The sequence below is a fragment of the Microcoleus sp. T2B6 genome, assembly GCF_036700475.1.
Lineage (GTDB): Bacteria > Cyanobacteriota > Cyanobacteriia > Cyanobacteriales > Microcoleaceae > Microcoleus.
Map to the genome: position 1 here is coordinate 12,457 of NZ_JAUBOZ010000065.1, position 23,201 is coordinate 35,657.

The window sequence follows — 23,201 nt, forward strand, 5'->3', positions numbered from 1 at the left end:
GCCAAGCTTCGGCCGCAAAATGCCTAAAACCCTATCAGGGATTGAAACTTCTATATAGTAACGCAGTCTACCGCGTAATGCCGCAAAATGCCTAAAACCCTATCAGGGATTGAAACTTCACTATCTTCTGGTGAACCTCCTTCTTGAGAAGGCCGCAAAATGCCTAAAACCCTATCAGGGATTGAAACTATGAATAGATAGAACTAACCTCTAGAGGCTTTGCCGCAAAATGCCTAAAACCCTATCAGGGATTGAAACCAAATCGATCGCGCAAAGCTGCGAGGTAAGCATCAGATTCAATCGGCCGCAAAATGCCTAAAACCCTATCAGGGATTGAAACTGAAGTCGCAACTATCTACAGTAAAGATGAAGTCTGCTACTTGCCGCAAAATGCCTAAAACCCTATCAGGGATTGAAACAAACTGAATTGATTAATGAAGTCTCTCTGTCTTAAGCCGCAAAATGCCTAAAACCCTATCAGGGATTGAAACACCATTATCAAGAGATATTCCTTCATCATCAAGAAATAGCCGCAAAATGCCTAAAACCCTATCAGGGATTGAAACATCTTCTTCTCCTATCATAATAAAAGCATCAATCAGCCGCAAAATGCCTAAAACCCTATCAGGGATTGAAACGCAGCTATTGACAGCGAAAAGAAAGAGGTAAGGAGCCGCAAAATGCCTAAAACCCTATCAGGGATTGAAACTGCCAGTGCCAGCCACAGAGATAGTCGAAGTCGCCAGGCCGCAAAATGCCTAAAACCCTATCAGGGATTGAAACCAGGAGCGGAAAGAAATTTCCGGTCTTGAAGTTGGCCGCAAAATGCCTAAAACCCTATCAGGGATTGAAACCGCAGACAATGCAAGGAGCAAACTCAGGATAAGCAGAAGCCGCAAAATGCCTAAAACCCTATCAGGGATTGAAACGAAAGGTTTATCATATTCTTCAATTTGAACGCGATCGAGTAAGCCGCAAAATGCCTAAAACCCTATCAGGGATTGAAACCAGAATTGATTGCTGTACTGTTTGTGGCAAATGGCCGCAAAATGCCTAAAACCCTATCAGGGATTGAAACCGGGACGTAAAACAAGCATACTAACTGCACAATGCGCCGCAAAATGCCTAAAACCCTATCAGGGATTGAAACAACCAGTGGCACGGGGACGGATGACATTGCCGATCGGAGGCCGCAAAATGCCTAAAACCCTATCAGGGATTGAAACCAAGTCGATAGGATGCGCTCAAAGCTTGCGCGGTCTAGCCGCAAAATGCCTAAAACCCTATCAGGGATTGAAACGAATGCCGACCGTTTTGCCTGCATCGCAATTGGCCGCAAAATGCCTAAAACCCTATCAGGGATTGAAACCCAAAATACTATTAGCTGGCAACGTACCCGGAAACCCAGCCGCAAAATGCCTAAAACCCTATCAGGGATTGAAACCAAAGTCTGGCAATTCCACATCACCATAGTGCGCCGCAAAATGCCTAAAACCCTATCAGGGATTGAAACATATCAATGAGCAAGGACTGGCACTGGTTAAAGCCGCAAAATGCCTAAAACCCTATCAGGGATTGAAACTTCAATTCGGGCGATCGAACTCGCAGTGTGTCGCCAGCCGCAAAATGCCTAAAACCCTATCAGGGATTGAAACGTGATGTGTTCTTCCATCCAGTCGCTCACCAGAGCCGCAAAATGCCTAAAACCCTATCAGGGATTGAAACTTGACCGCAGTGATATGAACAATTTCATCTGCTTGCCGCAAAATGCCTAAAACCCTATCAGGGATTGAAACGTCAATTTTGATGTAGCGGCCCGCGTCGTCGTAGTAGCCGCTGGGCCGCAAAATGCCTAAAACCCTATCAGGGATTGAAACTGCCACGGGCGCGCTAAAGCTACTCACGGGCCGCTAGTGAGCCGCAAAATGCCTAAAACCCTATCAGGGATTGAAACTCAACTACTCAACAGACGGCATTAAATCTTAAAGGCCGCAAAATGCCTAAAACCCTATCAGGGATTGAAACACAGCAGATGTTCTTTCGAGGGTGAAAGCGTATGCAAAGCCGCAAAATGCCTAAAACCCTATCAGGGATTGAAACTTGAAAGTTTTCTAGATTGAAACTTTTCACAGCTTGCCGCAAAATGCCTAAAACCCTATCAGGGATTGAAACCAAGGTGCTTCATTCCAAGTAGCTGGAACTAAAATAGCCGCAAAATGCCTAAAACCCTATCAGGGATTGAAACCTAAGTGACCGAAACCTATCTTTGCGCCACTAGGAGCCGCAAAATGCCTAAAACCCTATCAGGGATTGAAACTCAAGAGTAGAGTCCATGCTTTTAACTAAGACTTAAAGGCCGCAAAATGCCTAAAACCCTATCAGGGATTGAAACAGTTCGTTTTCGCGGAATTCGAGTTCGTTTTTCCGGCCGCAAAATGCCTAAAACCCTATCAGGGATTGAAACGATTGCTAACGGGCACAAGCAGTATGAAACCCGTGCCGCAAAATGCCTAAAACCCTATCAGGGATTGAAACATGGAGCAGGAGGCTGAAAGTTGCGGTTTAAGCCGCAAAATGCCTAAAACCCTATCAGGGATTGAAACACTGCAATTGAGACTATTCGGCGGCGGTAAATCCGGCCGCAAAATGCCTAAAACCCTATCAGGGATTGAAACAACACTTTTCTCAAACAATTGGGCTTGAGACTTGAGCCGCAAAATGCCTAAAACCCTATCAGGGATTGAAACAACTTTTTGCTCTTCTGCACTAAGGGATTCCCAAGCCGCAAAATGCCTAAAACCCTATCAGGGATTGAAACTTAAGGGCACTCTAGCTTTGTCCGAGATTGACTTAGTAAACCGGCCGCAAAATGCCTAAAACCCTATCAGGGATTGAAACGCAAGTCCAGGCGCAGCAGTTGCCGATCGACCCCAAGCCGCAAAATGCCTAAAACCCTATCAGGGATTGAAACGCAAAAAACCTGCACCCGCAGAGACTGGAAAGACTGCCGCAAAATGCCTAAAACCCTATCAGGGATTGAAACTTAGGGTAGCATCGCAACACTGCTCAAGCCTTCAAGACCGCCGCAAAATGCCTAAAACCCTATCAGGGATTGAAACTCCAATGAATTGAGAAAGACCCGTAATAGGCGGAGCCGCAAAATGCCTAAAACCCTATCAGGGATTGAAACCCTGCACTCTGAAATCCAATCTCAATCACAAAAGCGCCGCAAAATGCCTAAAACCCTATCAGGGATTGAAACCTTGCTACCAAGGAAATACTTGCAGGCAAGATGAGCCGCAAAATGCCTAAAACCCTATCAGGGATTGAAACCTCATTTAATTTATTCCAATACCATCCAGATTTTGCCGCAAAATGCCTAAAACCCTATCAGGGATTGAAACATCAGGACTGTCTGCACTCTCTCTCGCCAACAACGCCGCAAAATGCCTAAAACCCTATCAGGGATTGAAACCCTACACTGATGCCGACATCAACATTGCGATCACCGCCGCAAAATGCCTAAAACCCTATCAGGGATTGAAACCCCACGGCTTTTCCCCACCGTTGGGAAGCTTCCAGCCGCAAAATGCCTAAAACCCTATCAGGGATTGAAACTTGGCGGTTCGCTACCGCCCCAATTACCAGGGTAAAAGCCGCAAAATGCCTAAAACCCTATCAGGGATTGAAACGAAAAAAGATATCCTTGAGAAGGACGCGAACTGGGGCAGGCCGCAAAATGCCTAAAACCCTATCAGGGATTGAAACCCCCAAAGACGGGAATAGTTTACCCCCGTCGGCTCCATCACTGCCGCAAAATGCCTAAAACCCTATCAGGGATTGAAACCGATTCTCCTGCGGATTCGTGTATCCCACTGGGAGACTGGCCGCAAAATGCCTAAAACCCTATCAGGGATTGAAACTTACTTCAATAAATCCCACGTGTTCGATCGCGAGCCGCAAAATGCCTAAAACCCTATCAGGGATTGAAACACCTTTTTCGATTACGGTAGCATCGGCGGCTATCGCCGCAAAATGCCTAAAACCCTATCAGGGATTGAAACTCATGATAAAAAGCAATGCCTGACTGATAAAGCCGCAAAATGCCTAAAACCCTATCAGGGATTGAAACCCTAAAGTAGATGTTATTTCTCCTCCTACACCAAACCGCCGCAAAATGCCTAAAACCCTATCAGGGATTGAAACACATAATATTGAGGTACGCCAAAATGATTGCAGCAGAAATGAGCCGCAAAATGCCTAAAACCCTATCAGGGATTGAAACTCGCCTAACCCTTGCTTACACAGCTTACAACCGGCCGCAAAATGCCTAAAACCCTATCAGGGATTGAAACTTTATAACTGTGTTTGATCAGCTTTACGCGCTCCGGGTCGCAAAATGCCTAAAACCCTATCAGGGATTGAAACACTCGATATCTTTTTGATTAAGGATGCAATGGGAACCAATCGCCGGAAAATGCCTAAAACCCCATCTAGGGCTTGAAACAGAAGCGGGATGGGAAGATCAACGATCGCACTCAGAAAGCGGGTTTTTTTGCTAGCATACTTCCGAGTCCGCACAAACGGCAAAAAACCCGCTTTCTTTGATTTTGATGCCTATTCTTCTTAATATCTTCAAAACTCAGCCGCAATTAACCTAAACCCTATCAGGGATTTTTTGTCACCCGATCGATCCAACTTGCATAAAATGATACCCGCGTGTCGCCGGAAATTTCCCCAAAACTGCCATTATCGTCAATTTTATCAATATCGGCAATGTTTGTTTTGAAAAATCCTCGATCGCTATAACCCCAAGAACTAATCCCCGCAATCTTCCCGTCAACAAACGAAGGCCCGCCGGAATCTCCGCTAGCCGTAGCTATCTCATTTTTCCCCAAACCCCGATCGCGCAACCTCGGAAAATGCCTTCCCAAAGCATCCTGTTCGCTAGTTCCCGCGTCAAAATCAAAGATTAATTGACTTCCCAAAACCAATTCCGACATATCTGATTCTGTAGCATCTTTCAAAACATCAATTAAAGCATCATAGCGATTCTGTCCGCTATATCTTTTGGCCTCAGCATTAGAATTTTCATCTTGTCCCTTTGCACCTAAACCGGTATATCCGTACCCAACTTTTATCAATACTTTGCCTACTTCATTTTTCTTTCTATTTATCTCGTACTGTTCGATTCTTCGCGGCGCGGCTTTTTTCAGCTTCAAAATAGCAATATCGTTGCCAACTTGTGATTCGTAACCAGTCCAGCCCGGATGGATATAATATTTGCTAACGGGGATGGTAACTTCACCCCTAGGCAATTTAAAAATTGCTTTAATTGCCGTTTCAGCGGGAACCTTAACTCCGCCTTCATTCAGACAGTGGGCCGCCGTGAGAACGTACAACCCTCCCGTTAGCAGCGAACCAGTACAGGAAGCAGAATCGAGATAGGCAACGCCTGTATATTGATTTAAAGCTAAAGGTTTGCGGGAACTGCTGTCAGGAAAAGCGCTAATTATCGATCGCCCAACTTCGGCAGTTTCTAAAATTAAAAATACAGTCACAACCGCGATTAATAATATTTTGATTTCCGACTTCATTTGTGATACTTAATGGGTTTGATAGCTAATCTAGACCAGACTTGTTAAATAAGTCTGGTCTCTGGAGTATTTCGTTTGGTGAAATTAGCTTACTTATTGCAACATTTTACTTCGATAATTCAACATTGAGTTCGTTCACGACACGGCGTTTGAGCGGGATTGATTTTTCTCTGGGCAGCAAGTCAAATACTTTCCGAAAAGCATCATCTACCTGTTCAAAGGGTATTTGTCCTTTCTCATTAAAAACTACTTTTCCCGATTGGTCGAGGATGACAGTTTGAGGTACGAAACCTTCGTAATAATGGCTTGGTTCGGTGATTTTGGGTGACGGTTGCGGAGGCAAAGAGTCAATTGTTATAGGCATAAAATCGGCTTCGCGGCCGTAAAATTCCTGGAGTTGAGAGACGACGATCGCGTATTGCTTGGAGTCGCTGCTGTCGTCAGTGTAAAACACTAACAATACCGGTTTATTGCGTTTGAAAGAATCTGTGAGTTTGACTTTAGGAGGAACTAGGGAACCGTTGCCGGCGTAGAGGGCAAAGATTGTACCGTCATAGCGATCGTCGGTGAGAGTGGCCAAGGCTGGTGGGATGCCGCTTAGCAGTATTAAGCTAAGTGCGATCGCCACTGTTAAAATACTGGCTGACAAGATCCGCCTCAGCCAGCGGATGCCAGAAGCAGCAGTAACAATTGAATTTTTGTTCTCAGGAAATATCATAGGTGGTGGGCAGTTGCTGTAAGGAAACCGAAATCAGATGCAAAAACTTTCCTAAGTTTATCAGCAAAATGTAGGCAAATGTTGTTGAGTAGGTTAAAGTAGTTTCGGCTCGACGATCATAAATTGCTGATAGTGGCGATCGACAAGGCAATTCTACTGACCGAAGAGCACTATATGCGATCGGCCTTTCAGGGGCGGGCTGGAAGTGTCCGCGCCACAATAAAATTTATGTGTGGGATGGACTTCTAGCTTCTCAAAAAGGTGCAAAATCTTAAATCCAATTGATAACTAAAAACTGACAACTGGGAATTCACAACTAATGATAGCTTTGCTTGACGCACTCCTGGCCCAAACGCCCGCTGCTGATGTTTCCGGGCCCACTCAAATCAATCTGTTGCAGGCCATTGTTTTAGGAATTGTACAAGGACTAACCGAGTTTTTGCCCATCAGCAGCAGCGCTCATTTGAAGGTAGTGCCGATCGCCCTTGGATGGGGCGATCCGGGGGTTGCTTATACTGCTGTAATTCAGTTGGGCAGTATTGTGGCAGTGCTTTGGTATTTCTGGAAAGACTTGACAACTATAACTTTGGGTGCTGTAGATGCAGTGGTGCGGCGCGACTACAAATCGCAAGAGTTTCAAATAGCGCTGGGAATTGTTTTGGGAACAATACCTATACTCTTTTTTGGGCTGCTAATCAAGGCATTGGTTCCAGATTTTGACAACTCCCCGCTGAGAAGTTTGGCCAGCATCGCCATTGCTTCGATCGTCATGTCGCTACTGTTAGCAATAGCAGAAAAAACTGGCAAGCGCCATCGCACTTATGAAAAGTTAACTGTCTCAGACGGCATTTTTATGGGATTAGCTCAAGCAATAGCCTTGATTCCGGGGTGTTCGCGATCGGGTTCTACCCTAACAGCAGGATTGTTTATAGGATTAGAAAGACCCGCGGCCGCGCGGTTTTCTTTTTTATTGGGAATTCCGGCAATTACTCTGGCTGGATTAGTGGAATTGAAGGGTGCTTTGGGAGAAGGAATCAGCGATGCTGGATTTGCAGCTTTGATAGTGGGAACGATTTCGGCATTTGTGTTTTCTTATTTGTCGATCGCGTGGCTGCTCAAGTTCCTGCAAACTCAAAATACCTGGGTGTTTGTGTGGTATCGGCTGGCTTTTGGTGTGGCGATTTTAACGGCGATCGCAGGTGGGGCTGTTAAAAATATTTAAAATAGAAATTTGATTGCAGTAGGAGCGACTTATGTCGCTCTGAACTCGGTATAAATAATAACGAAAAAAAAAATTAAATTGTCTGATTCCGATAATCTTTAATTAGATCCCCGACTTCTTAAAAAAGTCGGGGATCGGGGTATTCTATTTTTTAGCGATTAGTAGTGCGATCGACCCTTGGGGAGTTTTTGCAGCTTATTGAAGTTTCCTCAGAAGGTTAATAACTCTTTCATAGCTATCTTTATCTCCTTGCTGCTGAAATAAATCTGCTGCGTTCTGAAAGTCTTGAATCGCCCCAGGCTTGTCTCCTGAATCGCGGCGGGCCACTCCCCGGTTGTGGTAGACTAGACCATCATTAGGATTAATTCGCAAAGCTGCGGTGTAATCGCCGATCGCACTCTGAAATTCTCCTAACCTAACCCGCGCTACTCCCCGATTGTGGTAGGCTAGACCATCGTTAGGATTAATTCGTAAAGCTTCGCTGTAATCGGTTATAGCACGCTGGTAATCTCCCAAATCATAGTAGGCCACTCCCCGGTTGACGTAGGCTGCGCCATAGTTAGGATTAATTCGCAAAGCTTCGGTGAAATCGGCGAGTGCACCCTGTTTTTCTCCCAATTCAGAGCGGAGATTTCCCCGGCTTTTGTAGGCATCGCCATAATTAGGATTAATTCGCAAAGTTTCGTTGTAATCGGCGAGTGCACCCTGTTTTTCTCCTAAACTGCGGCGGGTAAGTCCCCGGTTGTAGTAGGCTTGGAACAAGTTAGGATTAATTCGTAAAGCTTCGTTGAAATCGGCGATCGCATCCTGGTTGCTTCCTAAACTGCGGAGGATATTTCCCCGATTGTTGTAGGCTTGGGCCTGGTTAGGATTAATTCGCAAAGCTTCGTTGTAATCAGCTACAGCACCCTGCTTGTCTCCTAATTCAGAGCGGACAATTCCCCGGTTGTAGTAGGCTTGGGCATGGTTAGGATCGATTCGCAAAGCTTCGGTGAAATCGGTGAGCGCACCCTGATTGTCTCCTAAATCATTGCGGGTATTTCCCCGGTTATAGTAGATAGACGCATCGTTAGGATCGATTCGCAAAGCTTCGGTGAAATCGGCGAGCGCACCCTTTTTGTCTCCTAATTCAGAGCGGGCATTTCCACGACCAACGTAGGCAAAGATAAAGTTAGGATTAATTCGCAATACTTCGCTGTAATCTGCGATCGCACTTTGATAATCTCCTGACTTCAAGCGGAGATTTCCCCGGTTGTGGTAGGCATCGCGCAAGTTAGGATTAATCCGCAAAGCTTCGGTGTAATCGGCGATCGCACCTTGGTTGTCTCCTAAACGATAGCGGGCCACTCCTCGGTTGTTGTAGGCATTGGCATAATTAGGATTAATTCGTAAAGCGGTGTTGAAATCGGCGATTGCAGCCTTGGTATCTCCTGAGTCATTGCGATAAATGCCCCGGTTGTTGTAGGCAAAGGCTAAGTTAGGATTAATTCGTAAAGCTTCGGTGTAATCGGCGATCGCACCCTGATTGTCTCCTAAATAATAGCGAGAAAGACCCCGACTGTTGTAGGCTTCGGCATAATTAGGATTGAGGGCAAGTGCTTGAGTGTAAGCGGCTACAGCACCTTGATAATCTCCTTTTTTATACTTTGCCTCACCCAGAATAAAGAACTCCTCAGCTTTCGTCTGTGTCAGCACAAACGCACTCTGAACCTGAGCAGATATAGCCAAAACTGGGGTTGGTTGTGCGATCGCAATTATGGCAACTGCACCAATTAACGAGAGCGGAAGTTTGTTAAAAAAAATCATTGATTTTACCTGGGAATAAAATAGCTTTGAAATTAAACATACTCGCCTTTCTACACTAATTGCAAGCGATCGACTGGCAGGAAGTTCAAAGCTATTTTATTCGTACAAAGTTCCCTAAGATGGAAGGACAAAGGATTTTACAGGTGTTAAACAGGCTATAGCGCTTAGTAGTGCGATCGACCTTTGGGGAGTTGTTGCAGTTTATTGAAGTTTTCTCAAATTGTTAATGGCTTTTTGATAGTTATCTTTATTACCTTGCTGCTGAAATAAGTCTGCTGCTTTCTGAAAGTCTTGCCTCGCCCCGGGCTTGTCTCCCCCCTCAGCGCGGGCAATTCCCCGGCTCAAGTAGGCGCCGGCTAAGTTAGGATCGATTCGCAAAGCTGCATTGTAATCGGCTACAGCACCTGGCGTGTCTCCTAAACGAAAGCGGGTAATGCCCCGGTTTAAGTAGGCACTGGCAAAGTTAGGATTAATTTGCAAAGCTCGATGGTAATCGGCAAGTGCACCCTGACGGTCTCCTAAATCATCGCGAGCATTCCCCCGGCTCGTGTATGCTTCGGCAGAGTTAGGATTGATTCGCACAGCTTCGTTAAAATCGGCTACAGCACCCTGATTGTCTCCTGAAACATAACGGATAATCCCCCGGTGGTAGTAAGCAAGGGCATCGTTAGGATTAATTCGTAAAACTTCGTTGAAATCGAGGATCGCACCTTGCTTGTCTCCTAACTCAGAGCGGGCCAGTCCCCGGTTGCCGTAGGCTTGGAATAAGTTAGGATTAATTCGTAAAGCTTCGTTAAAATCCGCTACAGCACCCTGGTTGTCTCCTGAAACAGAACGGATACTCCCCCGCTGGTAGTAAGCAAAAGCATCGTTAGGATTAATTCGTAAAACTTCGTTGAAATCCGCTACAGCACCCTGGTTGTCTCCTAACTCAGAGCGGGCGATTCCCCGGTTGCCGTAGGCTTGGGGTAAGTTAGGATTAATTCGCAAAGCTTCGTTGAAATCGGCTACAGCACCCTGCTTGTCTCCTAATTTATAGCGGTCAAGTCCCCGGTTGTTGTATGCATCGGCATAGTTAGGATTAATTCGCAAAGCTTCGGTGTAATCGGCTACAGCAGCCTTGTTGTCTCCCAAACGAGAGCGGGTAACTCCCCGGTTGTAGTAGGCAGAGGCATCGTTGGGATTAATTCGTAAAGCTGCGTTGTAATCGGCTATAGCGCCCTGGCTGTCTCCTGAGTCATCGCGGGCATTCCCCCGGCTGGTGTAGGCTTCTACATAGTTAGGATTAATTCGCAAAGCTTCGTTGAAATCGGCTACAGCACCCTTATTGTCTCCTAAACTATAGCGGGCATTTCCCCTGCCGTTGTAGGCTTCTGCATAATTAGGATTAAGCGCAATTGCTTGAGTGTAAGCGGCTATAGCGCCTTGATAATCTCCTTTTTTATATTTTTGCTCACCCTGAGTAAAAAAATCTTCAGCTTTTTCCCGTGCCGCCAAATCTGAGTTGGCAATGTTAGCAACGCTGTACTTTTGACTGTTGGTAAACTCTACAACTGTTAAGTCAACTTTTGGCAGTTTTTTGAAGGTAGCGTCAGCATCACTCCCCTGCTCCAGAGTGAATAGCAAAGTCCTATTCGTACAAGTATCATCTTGATTAACAGCAGCGCACACCACGGGTTCTGCATTCAGAATCCCAGTGCTAATATATTTGAGAGTACCACTGTTAAAAAAGCTCTCATTTCCCGCACGGCTGGGTTGACAAAAAAGTAGACTTGTGGTAATAGAAACAACTAACCCTGTCACGCATCCAGTCAAAATTTTGAATTTCATAAATATATCCACATTTTTGATATATCCTGTCACAGCTCAGCTAAATTCACAAGCCAAAACTAACCCTGATTCTAAAGGCGATCGAGCCTAGGACACTGCTATGCTCAAGAGAGAAAACTAACACTGCCATCAATCTTAAAATGCTATTTGTTCCTACGGCTGAACCAATTCCGCTTGTGGCTGATGCAAACGGTGTTATCCGCGTTAGCCAAACCCGAATTACCCTAGATACAGTCATTACAGCTTTTCTTGAAGGAGGCACAGCAGAAGAAATCCGGCAACAGTACCCGTCTCTTCAACTTTCCGATATTTATTTTGCGATCGGCTACTACTTGCGACACCAATCCGAAGTTGACGCTTATCTGATGGAACGTCAACGTCTTGCCGCAGAAGTTCAGCAGGAAGCAGAAAGGCGTTTTAACCCAGTTGGAATACGCGATCGCCTATTAGCAAGAAGCGACCAAAAAGGGTAGTATTATATGCTGCGATTTTTGGCAGACGAGAACTTTAACAATCAGATTGTCCGAGGTATTCTGCGGCGGAATCCCGACGTTGATATTGTCCGCGTTCAAGATATGGGCTTGATCGAAGCAGACGACCCAACTGTCTGAGAATGGGCAGCACTGCAAGGGCGCGTGGTACTAACTCACTATGTAGCAACTATGACAAACTTTGCCTACGAACGAATGCAAGCAGTTCTTGCGATGCCAGGGTTATTTGAAGTCAGCCGCCGTGTTTCTGTAGGTTTGGCGATCGAGGAAATTTTGGTAATAGCTGAGTGCAGTCGGGAAGGAGAATGGGAAGGAAAAGTGCGATTTTTACCTTTACGCTAACGAGTTTAAGCAAACTATGTCAATACCGAAAAAAGGAACAAGAAAAATAATTGTTGATGGGGAGCCTTTCATCTGGCTAATCCGAAGACAAGCTACTTATACGCAAGAATACTGCGGAAATCTTCATGTTGCGATCGAACACGCCCAAAAACCGGGTTCGGTGTTAGTTATCATCACCGATCGACCTCATCCTCAATGTTGGCGTACTAACGAAGTGAGACCAGTAACACCCTGTGATGCAGCACAATGGATACGGCAAGCAGTGCAACTTGGATGGCAGCCTCAGCTACCTGGAATAACTTTTGAGGTGCGGATTGCAGGACTGTTTATGGAAAAAATATAATGCTGTATATTTAGCAACCCGACAAGTCAATTCTGTTAAAGACAATTCACTCGCCTAGACTGGCCACAGCGATCGGGCGATCGCTGTGGCCAGTCTAGACAAGTTAAACTGTAAACATTCTCCGCTAACAAATAACAAATAACAAATAACTAATAACCATGAGCGACTTATCAATCCGGCCCGCCCTAATCACCAAAGTTATCCCCGACAGCATCTGCGCCGAAATGGGATTTGAACCCGGAGACTCAATCGTCGCCGTCAACGGTCAAAAACCCCGCGACTTAATTGACTATCAATTCCTGTGCGCGGATGAATTTCTAGAATTAGAAGTATTAGACAGTAAAGGCAAAAGTCACAAATTAGAAATAGAAAAAGAGTATGACGAAGACTTGGGAGTGGAATTTGAAACCGCCCTATTTGATGGACTAATTCAGTGCAACAATCGCTGCCCTTTTTGCTTCATTGACCAACAGCCTCCGGGAAAGCGCGAAACTTTGTATCTAAAAGATGATGACTACCGCCTCAGCTTCCTTTACGGTAGCTATCTCACTCTCACAAATCTGAGTCAAAAAGAGTGGGACAGAATTGAACAAATGCGACTTTCTCCTCTCTATGTTTCCGTTCACGCTACGGAACCGGAAGTGCGAATTCGGTTGTTAAAAAATCTCCGCGCGGGGAAGATTCTCGAACAAATCAAATGGTTTCAAGAACGCCGCTTGCAAATTCACGCTCAAGTAGTTGTTTGTCCCGGTATTAATGATGGCGAACATTTAGAACGCACTTTGTTAGATTTGGCAAAGTTTCATACTGGAAGTATTCACGCTGTAGCATCCGTGGCTGTAGTGCCGGTGGGTTTAACTCGCTTTCGTCCTGCCGAAGATGAACTGATCGCAGTAACTGCGGAAAAAGCGCGAGAAGTAATCGAGCAAGTGCAGAAAATTCAAGTGCTTTTGAGTAAAGGAAAATGCGGCGGAAAGCCGAAAAGGAAGAATTCAAAATCTACCCCCCCCAACCCCCCCTTAGCAAGGGGGGGAGAAGATTTAAATGGCTTGTTAGGAAAGTCAAAATCGCGCTGTATTTGGCTGGCTGACGAGTGGTTTTTAATAGCGGGTTTAGATTTGCCGTCGGCTGCTGATTACGAAGATTATCCGCAAATTGGTAACGGTGTGGGTTCTATCCGCCAGTTTATCCAGCAGTTTGAAACGGCTTTTGAGAAGCTGCAACCGATGCCCGTCGAGCCCCCGCGCAAGTTAGTTTGGGTGGTGGGGAATGCTGTCGAAAAAGCTTTTGAGCCGATCGTACAACAACTAAACCAAATTCCCGGCTTGTCCGTCAACATGGCAGCACTGTGCAGCCACTACTGGGGACAAAGTATCACTGTCACGGGTTTGCTCACCGGGCAAGATTTGCTCGAAGCTTTGCAGGGGCGAGACTTGGGAGATGGTATCCTGCTGCCCTCGGTGATGCTAAAACAGGGGGAACCGCGTTTTCTCGACGACATGACCCTCGAACAGCTCGCCAGCTCCCTAAAAACCCGGATTTTGCCGGTGAGCGGAGTAGAGGAACTAATCTCGGCGGCGATCGGTCTGGCAACTGCTGAAGTTAAATTCTAAATTTTGAATCGAACATTCAAAAGTTAAGATGAGTATGGTAATTGTGACTTGTAACCGTCGAGTTCAGGCTACAGACTAGAAACTTGAGACCTCAATCTTGCTCTAAAATTGTCTCTTAGGATTGCAGAGTAATTAAAAAATTATGCGTGTTTTTCGTCAAATCATCGGAGTCGGAGTGGGCGCTGCAATTACTTTGGGCAACGCCGCACAGAGTGCTTCAGCACAGCCTCCGGCTCAGTCTCAGGACAGCTTGGCCCCTAGCAATCAGCTCGTCGAATTAGGGCAGCATGTTCGATCGGCCTCGAACAAAGTGGCAGAATCAGCATCACAGGCCGAAGAGTCGATCGCCCTTAACCCCCCTGCCGGGCCGGAGCAAGCATCAAAGCCTCAACAGGCTGCTCCGGCTTCCCCATCAACTCTGTCTCAGGCCGGTTCAACGCCTCTAAGAGGGTTGGAACCGACACAGACTCAGCAGCCTTCCCCAAACCCTCCCAACAATGTTCCTGTGCCGAGTTCCCCGGTACCAATTCTCCGGGGCACTCCGAACGAAAGTTTCCCCCCTCTCCCTCCGAGGGGCATTTTAGACACCAAGCCTCCGGCTTCCCTGGAACCCAACCCGAACCCGCTGCTGTTTCCGACAAACCCGGAGGATGTCAGGATCGAGCAAACTGAGCCAATTACCTTGCAGCAGGCGATCGACCTCGCCCGCCGCAACAGCCAAGTTTTGCAAATCGCCGGACAGCAAGTGGAACAAAGCAGATCCGCTTTGCGCGAACAGCAAGCTGCTCTTTATCCAGACCTGAATTTTCAAATGGACGCCAGCCGTTCTGTGAGTGCCGGCGGAGAACTCGGAATCCGGGCTACGCAGCGCCGCCTCAACTCTCGGGCTAACGGAACCGGGCAGCCCGCCCCCCAAGCCGGCACAAATTTCGGCAGCAACAGTCTCAACAGCACTTTGCAGTTGAGCTATGACGTGGATTTGTTCGGAAGGCGGCGGGCTAACATCCGCGCGGCAGAGGAACAGTTGCGCCTTCGGGAACTGGATGTGGAACGCCAAGCCGAGGAACTCCGCTTCGACACTGCTGAGGCTTACTACAACTTGCAAAACGCGGACGGACAAGTTGCCATCCGCCAAGCTTCGGTCAGAAATGCCCAGCAAAGTTTGCGGGATGCCGAAGCCCTGGAACGGGCAGGGGTGGGAACCCGGTTTGCTGTGTTGCAGGCTCAGGCAAATTTGGCTAACGAGGTGCAACAACTGTCAGTGGCCCGTCGCGATCAGCGAGTTGCCCAGCGGCGTCTGGCTGAGATTTTGAATATCAGCCAGTCGGCGAACTTGACAGCGGCAGATCCGGTAGAACAAGCGGGCTCTTGGAGGCTGTCTTTGGAAGAGAGTATCGTGCAGGCTTTTAAGAATCGCCCAGAGTTGGAACAGCAGTTGGTGCAGAGAGATATCAGCAAGCAGCAGAGGCGATCGATTCAGGCGGGGCGTTTGCCTCAACTGAGTGTTGGGGGTAGTTACAACGTGCTGGGACAAGACCCTGACGACCCCAACCCGTTTGAGACTCGTGGGTGGGCCGACGGGTATTCGATCCGGGCGAGTCTGACTTGGAGTATTTTCGATGGGGGCGCGGCGAACGCGAGGGTGAGACAGCGGGATGCTGATATTGCGATCGCCGAAAGTCGATTCGACCAACTCCGCAACCAGGTTCGCCGGGAAGTAGAACAAGCTTATTTTGGCTTAGAATCGAGTTTTGAGAATATCGAAACTTCTGAGGCGGGGGTTTTGCAGTCAAGGGAAGCTCTGCGTCTGGCGAGACTGCGGTTTCAAGCTGGTGTGGGTACTCAGACGGATGTGATTCAGGCGGAAACTGATTTGACTAGGGCTGAGAGAAGCCGATTGTCGGCAATTATCACCTACAACCTGGGGCTTTCGTCTCTCCAGCGCTTTGTGAGCAATCTTCCGACTAATAACCTCTCGGATGCTCCGTGAGATTCGGTTGGGGCGAGCTTTAATTACCCGATCAATTGGACATCCTGTATTAAACGTCCGACACATTAGTTAATATTTTGTAATAGAGTTCGATGTCAACTGCGTTAAGGAATCGGCAATGGCCAATATCAAGTTTGTGAAGGAAAATCAGGAAGTCATCGCAGCAGACGGGGCCAATTTGAGGCTCAAAGCTCTAGAAAACCGCATCGATTTGTACAGGTTTTCGGGAAAGCTCATGAATTGCGGGGGCATTGGTCAATGCGGCACCTGCATTGTGGAAATTGTCGAGGGCAGTGAAAATCTGTCGCCCCGCACTGACTTTGAGAACCGCAAGCTCAAGAAAAAGCCCGAAAACTATCGGTTGGCTTGTCAAGCTATGGTCAATGGCCAGGTGAGCGTGAAGACTAAACCGTGAGTTTCAGAAGGCAGAAGGCTAGAGATCCTAGAGATGCAGAAGGAAAGAAAAATGCAGAATGCAATAATTTTGTTTTTTTTTCCTATTTCACTGTATAATTAAGCCTTTTGCTCGCTTAGGAAAAGAAACTTGGTTTCTAGGAAAAATAAGAGATTGGGCAACGAGGCATCCAGGCAGAAAGCGGGTTTCGACGCTTATCCCTCAGCTCTTCTTCTGTCTTCGAGTTTGCCTTTTGCCTTTGAGTGATATCCTAGTTGTGTGTGTTTTTCTATTTTCCGATAGAGGCGAGCGTCTTCATGGAAGTTAACGATTTAGGGTTTGTGGCAACCATTCTTTTTGTATTGGTTCCCAGTGTTTTTCTAATCATTCTGTACATTCAAACAGCTAGCCGTCAAGGTAGAAAAGATTAGCAACTGCTGCTATTTCTCTCTGGCTTTGCTGCTTGCAAAAAAAAGCGCCAACAGCTTTTTGCTGAGGCGCTTTTTTTGTTAAATGTTGAGTGTTAGCTGCTAACTCTTAATGATGAGATTCTAGCCGACTGTGCGGGCTAGCAAGACGGGACAGTTGGCATAAACTCGCACGTAGTCTGATAGCGAATTTCCTAGGAGTCGATCGATATCCACAAAGTTTTTGGCAACGTTGGGTCGCCGATCCGGGGAACCGATTACCAACAAGTCGGCATTCAAGTCGTCTGCAATCCGACAAATTTCTTCCCCTGGCTTGCCTGTAGCACTCACGCAGCGGTAGCTAACTCCCATTTGTTTGGTTAGTGCTACTGCTGGGGCCAATACGGGGTCTTTTTCAGCACTTGCTGTTAAATCTTCGCTGGCTTTTCCCGTCAAATCTTTGGTGACGTGTACTAAAATTATCTCTCCGCCACTGACTTCTTTGACCAAAGATAGCGCAAGCTGCAATGACTGTTTGGCAGATTCTGATTTGTCTACCGCCACCATGACTCGCTTGATTTTTTTGACGTAGATGTCGTCTTTTACTAACAACATCGGTCGGGATGTTAGCTGGAAAACGTACTGGCTGACTGAGTTTTCCAAAATCGATTGCAGCCGTCCGAGTCCCCGGGAACCCATAATTACTAAGTCGGATTGTTCTTCTTCTGCGACTTGGCAAACTGTGGTTTTCGGGTCTCCCTGTTTGAGCCGGGGGTTGACTTTGCTGGGATCTATTTTCAAAGACTGGACTGCTTGTGCTAAAATCTTGCCTCCTTCTTCCAATTTCTCGGCCATGCCATCGGAGGTTACTTGGGGCGGCACGACGTGCAAGACGGTGACAGAGGTTTGTTGCAAGGAAGGGATGTCCATCAACATATTAAACATCTCTTCGCACAAGCCGCGACCGGCTACGGCTACTAAAATTTTTTCTATCATGGTTTTGGCGGTAAAAACAGTTGAGTTTTCTTGTGCGACGTTAAACTAGGGCGTTGGTTCTCTAGTTGCTTACTGTCAAGCATAAGCCTGAAGTTTGTCTTATGATTTGTAGAAATGTAGCGTTTTGGAACGATTTGTAAAGTGTTAGAGAACGATCGAACTCAACCAGAACTCGCACCGGCTGGTGCTATTCAAAATCGGCGCGGGATAGACTCTGAGGGCTGGTTTGAATATTTGGTGCGAGTGTACCCTCATCATACTGACTACAGCGGTGTGGTTTGGCACGGGACTTATCTGGCTTGGATGGAGGAAGCTAGGGTGGAAAGTTTGCGCTCTCTTGGCATCGAGTATGCAGACTGGGTGGCGCAGGGTTTGGAATTGCCCGTGGTGGAACTTTCGCTGCGCTACCACCGGGCTGTACAAATGGGTCAATCTGTGGCAGTCAGAACGCGGATGGCTGCTAGCGAGGGTGTCCGGCTGCTTTGGGATTACGAAATTCGATCGGCTGATACTCAGGAGTTATATGTGACAGCACAGGTAACTTTGGTTGGTGTCGATCGCGACAAGAACAAGATTATCCGGCAATTGCCACCGGCGCTAAAGGAGGCTTTGACAAGGCTTTCTGTTAAACCTTCAACCTAAGCTGCTGTTAACTATCAATTCTCGCCTCGTCTTGCAACAATGATGAGTGTGGGTTTGTTTACTGAAAGACTGTTTGTAAGGTGCGTCGCTCAAAGATTGTGGATATTATTTAATATTTTTGATGGCGACGCACCCTACAGATACTGTTGCATGAGTTTTGATAATTAGTATAATTATAAATTATACCTTCTGCTTTCTCTGTTTTGCCTTCATTGGAAATTTTAATAATGTCAAAAAAACTGGAATTGCCAGAGCCAAATATTGAACTTCAGCGCAATTATTTGGAAAAAACCGAGTTAAACTCTGACTTAACAACTGAAGACAAAACTCTTGTTTCGGGAAAGCCAGAAAGTTTAAAAAACGGTGAATTAGCTGACAGTAAAGCCAAAATTTGGGCGATCGCATCGCTGTCGGCGGCCCTGCTAGCGGTGTCGCTGGCGGCGATTTTTATTAGGTTGAGCGAACGGGAAATCAGCCCGAATGCTACTGTTTTTAACCGTTTGTGGATAGCAACTGTAGTATTTGGAGTGTGGAATGGTGCGGGTGCTATCCGTCGCCGAATGTCTGGGGCCCAAGTTGAAGAGCGATCGAACTACACTCTGCAGGATGTGATGCTGTTAATAGCCGTAGGCGTGGTTTCTTCTGCTTCTGTGGGTTTCTGGGCCTGGTCACTGAGTCAGACTAATGTCGCTAATTCTACTGTACTGCGAAACTTAACTCCTTTATTTACTACTTTGGGGGGATGGCTGCTGTTGGGGCGACGCTTTGACAACAGGTTTTTGGTGGGACTGGCGGTGGCTTTGTCCGGCGCAATTGCGATCGGAATCGACGATTTGCAAACTGCGGGAGACAATCTTGCCGGCGACTTTGCTGCTCTTTTATCGGCGATGTTTTATGCAGGAAATCTGCTAATTTCCGAACATTTGCGAACCAAGTTTCCGGCAACAACTATATTGATGTGGCGCTGTTTTATTGGCAGTATATTGTTTTTGCCACTGGTTCTGCTTGCGGGCGATCGAGTTTTCCCTTATTCTTGGCAGGGATGGCTGACTGTAATTGCTTTGGCCGTGATTTGCCAAGCTTTCGGTCAGGGACTGCTTATCCACAGTCTCGGTAGTTTGTCGTCGGAATTTGTAGCTTTTTTCCTGCTGCTAGAACCCGTAATTACGGCGATTATGGCTTGGGTGCTGTTTTCGGAAAGTTTGAGCTTGTTTAATTGGTTTGCTTTTTCTGTGGTTTTAGCGGGAATATATTTGGGAAAATCTAGCGGTTCGGTGGCTAAAAAATGAAACCAAAAGGAAAAAATACTTAAATGACTCCAACATCAATCAGCCTCAATAGCTGGCATTACGACTTTAGTTTGCTGCCTCAATATTTGGAGGTGCTGTTTGCTAAATTGCGGATAGCTGTGGTGTTCGGCGGCGACTGCGATCGCCCCGGCTCAGTGATTTACAAAACTCACAATCCCCGCTCTTGGAAAAGTTACGAAGTAGTCGCCCGCGAGATTGCTAAAGCCTTAGCAGAAATTGGCTTTCAGCAAGTCTTTGTCATGCCTGATGACATGAAATTGCCGGAACAACTCAAACAAAAAAACATTCATTTAGTGTGGCTGAATACTGGCGGAGTCCAGGGCTACAATCCTGTTTGTCACACTCCCGCATTGTTGGAAATGTTGGGAATGCCTTATGTCGGTCACAATCCTCTAAATAGTTCAATTTTAGATAACAAACACGCTTTTAAACGGGAACTGCAATCAGTCGGAATTAAAACCGCTCCGTTTATGACTTGGCATCCTTCTCAAGGAATATTGCACCCTAATTTGCATCAGCGTTTTGCCATCGCTTTTGGTGACTATCAAGGGCCGTTTGTTGTTAAACCAGTATCCGGTCGCGCTTCGCTGCACGTTCATTTTGTAGACAAAATTGAGGGTTTGTCTCAGGCGGTTTCGGAAGTTCACCGCTCCACTCACAATACTGCTTTAATTGAAAAGTATTTGCCGGGACGAGAATTTTGTGTTGCGGTTTGTGGCTATGTTAAATATGCTAAAGGCGGTTTCTCTAAAAATACAAAGCCTTTTGCTTTTTCCACGATAGAGCGCGTGTTGGAGCCTGACGAACGTATCTTTACTTCTATGGATCAAAAGGCGATTACGGCAGATAGAGGACGGTTGATGGGCGGTGAGGAACCAGAACTAAAACAAAAGTTAATTGAGTTAGCTCGAAAAATTTATTGGGAGTTTAGTTTGAACAGTTTGGTGCGGATCGATGTCCGAAGTGATGCTGATGGCTCGCTTTATGTTTTGGAAGCAAATCCGAAACCGGATCTGAAACATCCAGGGGAAAATGTGACGAGTTTGGTAGCTTTAGGTTTGGCGGAATACGGGATGAGTTATAACGATTTAATTTTTAGTTTACTGGCGGATAGGTTGGATTATTTGTTGACTCAGCATATCGAAATTATTCCTCATATTGGGGATTTGCTTCATTAATCGGACTTGCAGGGTGCGCTGCACCTTACCTGTAACCAAAACGGATTTGTAAAGAAATATAAATTCTCGATCCAAGTGAACACAGGCTGGCAAGTTGTGATAGTTTTGAGTAATATCAATTCCGGTGGCACTCCTCATGATTGTTGACAGTTGACAGTTGACAGTTGACAGTTGACAGTTGACTCGCAGTCGTAAAACTGAATGCTTGAGTGTTAACTGTTGACTCGATTTTATTATTCCGATGCAACCGGAAACGATATAAGATAGCGATTGGTAGATGTCCATTTTTGGGTCTGCCTCAAAATAACTCAATTGATATTAATTAGATAAAACAAATGCAAGCATTACTTTTATTAATAGGATTTGGAGGCGGGGCATTAGTCTGCTGGCTAATTTTGAATAAGCGAAATTCACGCAATTTGGTGCGGATGCAGGGTTCGCAGGAGGCTATATCGAATTTGGCTGCTCAGTTGGATGCCAGAACTTCGGAATTGCGGCAAAAGGTGCAGAATGAAAATCAGCTAAATTCAGAATTGTCTCAGTTGCAAAGTCGGTTGGAAACTGTGACTCGCGAGCAAGAAGTGTTAAATAATCAAGTGTCGGAAATGGAAGAATTTTTGGCAGGAATTGCCCAGGATCGATCGCAGATTGATTCTCTGATTGCTGATTTGCAGTTTCAGCTAGAAAATGCTCAACAAGCTGAGTCGCAGTTAGCAGAAGTGGCCGAACTTAAAGATCAGTTAGAAGTTGCGGATCGGGAGCGATCGCAGCTTAACGCTCAATTGCTGGAAATGCAAGCACAGTTAGAGGCGGTTGATGCAGAACGTTCTCAATTTCACGCTTTGCTGTCGGAATTTGAGAGTCAGTTGGAAACGGCTACTCAAAGCAGATTGCAGGTACAGTACCAGTTGTCGGAAATTCAAATTAAGTTCGATCGCTCCATTGAAGAGCGGCAGCAACTTCAGTCTCAACTGTCGGGTTTGCAAGCTCAACTGCAATTAGTCGAAGCAGAGCGATCGCAATTTACTTCGGAATTGTCAGATATACAAGCTCAATTGGAGAGTGCAGAGCAAGAACGCGAAATACTCAACTCTCAATTGCAAACCGCTCGCCAACAAGCAAAGCAACCTCCATTTGAATTATTAGAACTGCAAAGAGAGTTAGAAGCGGCTAATCTGGAGAAAATGCAGTTAAACTCTCAAGTTCATGAACTACAACTTCAATCCGAAATGGTTGTTCTAGAGCGACAAAGACTGCTGTCTGAGTTGTCAGAATTGGAGTCTCAGATACAGCGCAAGGAGGGAGATAGCTCGCAACTCCAGTCTCAGTTATCAGAACTGCAAGCTGAATTAGAAACTGCTAACACAGAACGATCGCACCTTTATTCTCAACTGTCCCAATTGCAAAGTCAAATCGAGACAGCCAACCAGATCCCAACTCAACTTCAATCTCAAATCTCGGAGTTAGAACACCAGTTAGAAAGTGTGCGTCAAACTCGCTCTGAATTAGAAGTTCAGCTAGAAACTGCTAACACAGAACGCTCGCAACTTTATTCTCAACTCTCCCAATTGCAAAGTCAAACCGAGACAGCCAACCAGAATCAAACTCAACTTCAATCTCAAATCTCCGAGTTAGAGCAACAGTTAGAAAGTGCGCGTCAAAGTCGCTCTGAATTGGAATCTCAACTCACTTCTCAAATCTCGGAATCCCAAAGTCAAATCGAGACAGCCCACCAGAATCAAACTCAACTTCAATCTCAAATCTCCGAGTTAGAACACCAGTTAGAAAGTGTGCGTCAAAGTCGCTCTGAATTGGAATCTCAACTCACTTCTCAACTCTCGGAATCCCAAAGTCAAATCGAGACGGTTAATCAGAATCAAACTCAACTTCAATCTCAAGTATCGGACTTAGAAAATCAGCTAAATAGCCTGCGTCAAACTCGCTCTGAATTAGAAGTTCAGCTAGAAACTGCTAACACCGAACGATCGCAACTTTCTTCTCAACTCTCGGAAATTCAAAGTCAAGCCGAGACAGCCAATCAGAATCAAAATCAACTTCAATCTCAAATCTCGGAGTTAGAACACCAGTTAGAAAGTGTGCATCAAACTCGCTCTGAATTGGAATCTCAGCTAACTTCTCAAATATCGGAATTCCAAAGTCAAATCGAGACAGCCAATCAGAATCAAAATCAACTTCAATCTCACATCTCCGAGTTAGAACATGAGTTAGAGAGTGTGCGTCAAAGTCGCTCTGAATTGGAATCTCAGCTAACTTCTCAAATATCGGAATTCCAAAGTCAAATCGAGACAGCCAATCAGAATC

17 protein-coding genes, 1 pseudogene and 1 CRISPR repeat array (1 of these 19 running past the window's edge) are annotated in these 23,201 nt (G+C 46.1%); of the genes and pseudogenes, 13 read left to right on the forward strand and 5 right to left on the reverse strand.

The annotated features are described in order from the left end of the window. Positions 1 to 4,428: a CRISPR direct-repeat array (repeat unit 37 nt; unit sequence GCCGCAAAATGCCTAAAACCCTATCAGGGATTGAAAC); it begins 4,406 nt to the left of the window's first position. Positions 4,429 to 4,667: 239 nt separating this feature from the next. Together QUA00_RS24150 and QUA00_RS24155 are read right to left on the reverse strand one after the other, a co-directional pair. Beyond that, positions 4,668 to 5,597: a trypsin-like serine protease gene (locus tag QUA00_RS24150; protein ID WP_333411362.1), complete on the reverse strand. Its 930-nt coding sequence runs from the start codon at positions 5,595 to 5,597 to the stop codon at positions 4,668 to 4,670. Between the two features lie 106 nt (positions 5,598 to 5,703). Beyond that, the gene (locus QUA00_RS24155; protein ID WP_333411364.1) at positions 5,704 to 6,315 is read right to left on the reverse strand and encodes a thylakoid membrane photosystem I accumulation factor; all 612 of its coding nucleotides are present in this window, start codon (positions 6,313 to 6,315) and stop codon (positions 5,704 to 5,706) included. 319 nt (positions 6,316 to 6,634) lie between these two features. Between QUA00_RS24155 and QUA00_RS24160 the strand changes: the two genes are divergently transcribed. Then, a complete protein-coding gene (locus QUA00_RS24160; RefSeq protein ID WP_333411365.1) occupies positions 6,635 to 7,537 on the forward strand; it encodes an undecaprenyl-diphosphate phosphatase in 903 nt (300 codons plus the stop codon). Positions 7,538 to 7,732: 195 nt separating this feature from the next. Here QUA00_RS24160 and QUA00_RS24165 read toward each other — a convergent pair whose 3' ends face one another. Further along, complete coding sequence (locus tag QUA00_RS24165) at positions 7,733 to 9,343, reverse strand: tetratricopeptide repeat protein (protein WP_333411366.1); 1,611 nt, start codon at positions 9,341 to 9,343, stop codon at positions 7,733 to 7,735. Positions 9,344 to 9,544: 201 nt separating this feature from the next. Further along, positions 9,545 to 11,173, reverse strand: coding sequence for a tetratricopeptide repeat protein (locus QUA00_RS24170; protein WP_333411368.1), 1,629 nt, complete (start codon positions 11,171 to 11,173; stop codon positions 9,545 to 9,547). Between the two features lie 140 nt (positions 11,174 to 11,313). Between QUA00_RS24170 and QUA00_RS24175 the strand changes: the two genes are divergently transcribed. The 8 genes from QUA00_RS24175 to psbM all read left to right on the forward strand — a co-directional run bounded on the left by QUA00_RS24175 (position 11,314) and on the right by psbM (position 16,777). Then, complete coding sequence (locus tag QUA00_RS24175) at positions 11,314 to 11,646, forward strand: DUF433 domain-containing protein (protein ID WP_333411370.1); 333 nt, start codon at positions 11,314 to 11,316, stop codon at positions 11,644 to 11,646. Positions 11,647 to 11,652: 6 nt separating this feature from the next. Beyond that, the gene (locus QUA00_RS24180; protein WP_333411372.1) at positions 11,653 to 11,784 is read left to right on the forward strand and encodes a hypothetical protein; all 132 of its coding nucleotides are present in this window, start codon (positions 11,653 to 11,655) and stop codon (positions 11,782 to 11,784) included. A gap of 51 nt (positions 11,785 to 11,835) precedes the next feature. Further along, on the forward strand, positions 11,836 to 12,006 hold the full coding sequence (locus QUA00_RS24185) for a hypothetical protein (RefSeq protein ID WP_333411373.1): 171 nt from the start codon (positions 11,836 to 11,838) through the stop codon (positions 12,004 to 12,006). 16 nt (positions 12,007 to 12,022) lie between these two features. Then, positions 12,023 to 12,349 (forward strand): hypothetical protein, encoded by a 327-nt coding sequence (locus QUA00_RS24190; protein WP_333411375.1) that lies wholly within the window; start codon positions 12,023 to 12,025, stop codon positions 12,347 to 12,349. 158 nt (positions 12,350 to 12,507) lie between these two features. After that, positions 12,508 to 13,962: a DUF512 domain-containing protein gene (locus QUA00_RS24195; RefSeq protein ID WP_333411376.1), complete on the forward strand. Its 1,455-nt coding sequence runs from the start codon at positions 12,508 to 12,510 to the stop codon at positions 13,960 to 13,962. 142 nt (positions 13,963 to 14,104) lie between these two features. After that, entirely contained in the window at positions 14,105 to 15,952 is a 1,848-nt protein-coding gene (locus QUA00_RS24200) for a TolC family protein (RefSeq protein WP_333411377.1), read from the forward strand. A 118-nt stretch (positions 15,953 to 16,070) separates the two neighbouring features. Next, positions 16,071 to 16,367: a 2Fe-2S iron-sulfur cluster-binding protein gene (locus QUA00_RS24205; RefSeq protein WP_333411379.1), complete on the forward strand. Its 297-nt coding sequence runs from the start codon at positions 16,071 to 16,073 to the stop codon at positions 16,365 to 16,367. Between the two features lie 296 nt (positions 16,368 to 16,663). Further along, the gene (gene psbM / locus QUA00_RS24210; protein WP_015177760.1) at positions 16,664 to 16,777 is read left to right on the forward strand and encodes a photosystem II reaction center protein PsbM; all 114 of its coding nucleotides are present in this window, start codon (positions 16,664 to 16,666) and stop codon (positions 16,775 to 16,777) included. A gap of 120 nt (positions 16,778 to 16,897) precedes the next feature. Here psbM and QUA00_RS24215 read toward each other — a convergent pair whose 3' ends face one another. Next, complete coding sequence (locus QUA00_RS24215) at positions 16,898 to 17,749, reverse strand: universal stress protein (RefSeq protein ID WP_333144098.1); 852 nt, start codon at positions 17,747 to 17,749, stop codon at positions 16,898 to 16,900. Positions 17,750 to 17,890: 141 nt separating this feature from the next. On the opposite strand from QUA00_RS24215, the gene QUA00_RS24220 reads away from it, so the two are divergent. From QUA00_RS24220 to QUA00_RS24235, 4 genes and pseudogenes are all read left to right on the forward strand, one after another. Further along, the gene (locus QUA00_RS24220) at positions 17,891 to 18,391 is read left to right on the forward strand and encodes a thioesterase family protein (protein WP_333287075.1); all 501 of its coding nucleotides are present in this window, start codon (positions 17,891 to 17,893) and stop codon (positions 18,389 to 18,391) included. A gap of 227 nt (positions 18,392 to 18,618) precedes the next feature. Further along, the gene (locus tag QUA00_RS24225) at positions 18,619 to 19,680 is read left to right on the forward strand and encodes a DMT family transporter (RefSeq protein WP_333411381.1); all 1,062 of its coding nucleotides are present in this window, start codon (positions 18,619 to 18,621) and stop codon (positions 19,678 to 19,680) included. Positions 19,681 to 19,703: 23 nt separating this feature from the next. Then, positions 19,704 to 20,879: an ATP-grasp domain-containing protein gene (locus QUA00_RS24230; protein ID WP_333411382.1), complete on the forward strand. Its 1,176-nt coding sequence runs from the start codon at positions 19,704 to 19,706 to the stop codon at positions 20,877 to 20,879. Between the two features lie 335 nt (positions 20,880 to 21,214). Continuing rightward, a pseudogene (locus QUA00_RS24235) lies at positions 21,215 to 23,201 on the forward strand (hypothetical protein); the annotation flags it as partial.

Bases quoted from the DNA above. Each gene is read 5' to 3' on its own strand.
- QUA00_RS24225 (WP_333411381.1), top strand. From the start codon at position 18,619: ATGTCAAAAAAACTGGAATTGCCAGAGCCAAATATTGAACTTCAGCGC.
- psbM (WP_015177760.1), top strand. From the start codon at position 16,664: ATGGAAGTTAACGATTTAGGGTTTGTGGCAACCATTCTTTTTGTATTG.
- QUA00_RS24160 (WP_333411365.1), top strand. From the start codon at position 6,635: ATGATAGCTTTGCTTGACGCACTCCTGGCCCAAACGCCCGCTGCTGAT.
- QUA00_RS24175 (WP_333411370.1), top strand. From the start codon at position 11,314: ATGCTATTTGTTCCTACGGCTGAACCAATTCCGCTTGTGGCTGATGCA.
- QUA00_RS24195 (WP_333411376.1), top strand. From the start codon at position 12,508: ATGAGCGACTTATCAATCCGGCCCGCCCTAATCACCAAAGTTATCCCC.
- QUA00_RS24180 (WP_333411372.1), top strand. From the start codon at position 11,653: ATGCTGCGATTTTTGGCAGACGAGAACTTTAACAATCAGATTGTCCGA.
- QUA00_RS24200 (WP_333411377.1), top strand. From the start codon at position 14,105: ATGCGTGTTTTTCGTCAAATCATCGGAGTCGGAGTGGGCGCTGCAATT.
- QUA00_RS24150 (WP_333411362.1), bottom strand. From the start codon at position 5,597: ATGAAGTCGGAAATCAAAATATTATTAATCGCGGTTGTGACTGTATTT.
- QUA00_RS24190 (WP_333411375.1), top strand. From the start codon at position 12,023: ATGTCAATACCGAAAAAAGGAACAAGAAAAATAATTGTTGATGGGGAG.
- QUA00_RS24230 (WP_333411382.1), top strand. From the start codon at position 19,704: ATGACTCCAACATCAATCAGCCTCAATAGCTGGCATTACGACTTTAGT.
- QUA00_RS24165 (WP_333411366.1), bottom strand. From the start codon at position 9,343: ATGATTTTTTTTAACAAACTTCCGCTCTCGTTAATTGGTGCAGTTGCC.
- QUA00_RS24170 (WP_333411368.1), bottom strand. From the start codon at position 11,173: ATGAAATTCAAAATTTTGACTGGATGCGTGACAGGGTTAGTTGTTTCT.
- QUA00_RS24205 (WP_333411379.1), top strand. From the start codon at position 16,071: ATGGCCAATATCAAGTTTGTGAAGGAAAATCAGGAAGTCATCGCAGCA.
- QUA00_RS24215 (WP_333144098.1), bottom strand. From the start codon at position 17,749: ATGATAGAAAAAATTTTAGTAGCCGTAGCCGGTCGCGGCTTGTGCGAA.
- QUA00_RS24185 (WP_333411373.1), top strand. From the start codon at position 11,836: ATGACAAACTTTGCCTACGAACGAATGCAAGCAGTTCTTGCGATGCCA.
- QUA00_RS24155 (WP_333411364.1), bottom strand. From the start codon at position 6,315: ATGATATTTCCTGAGAACAAAAATTCAATTGTTACTGCTGCTTCTGGC.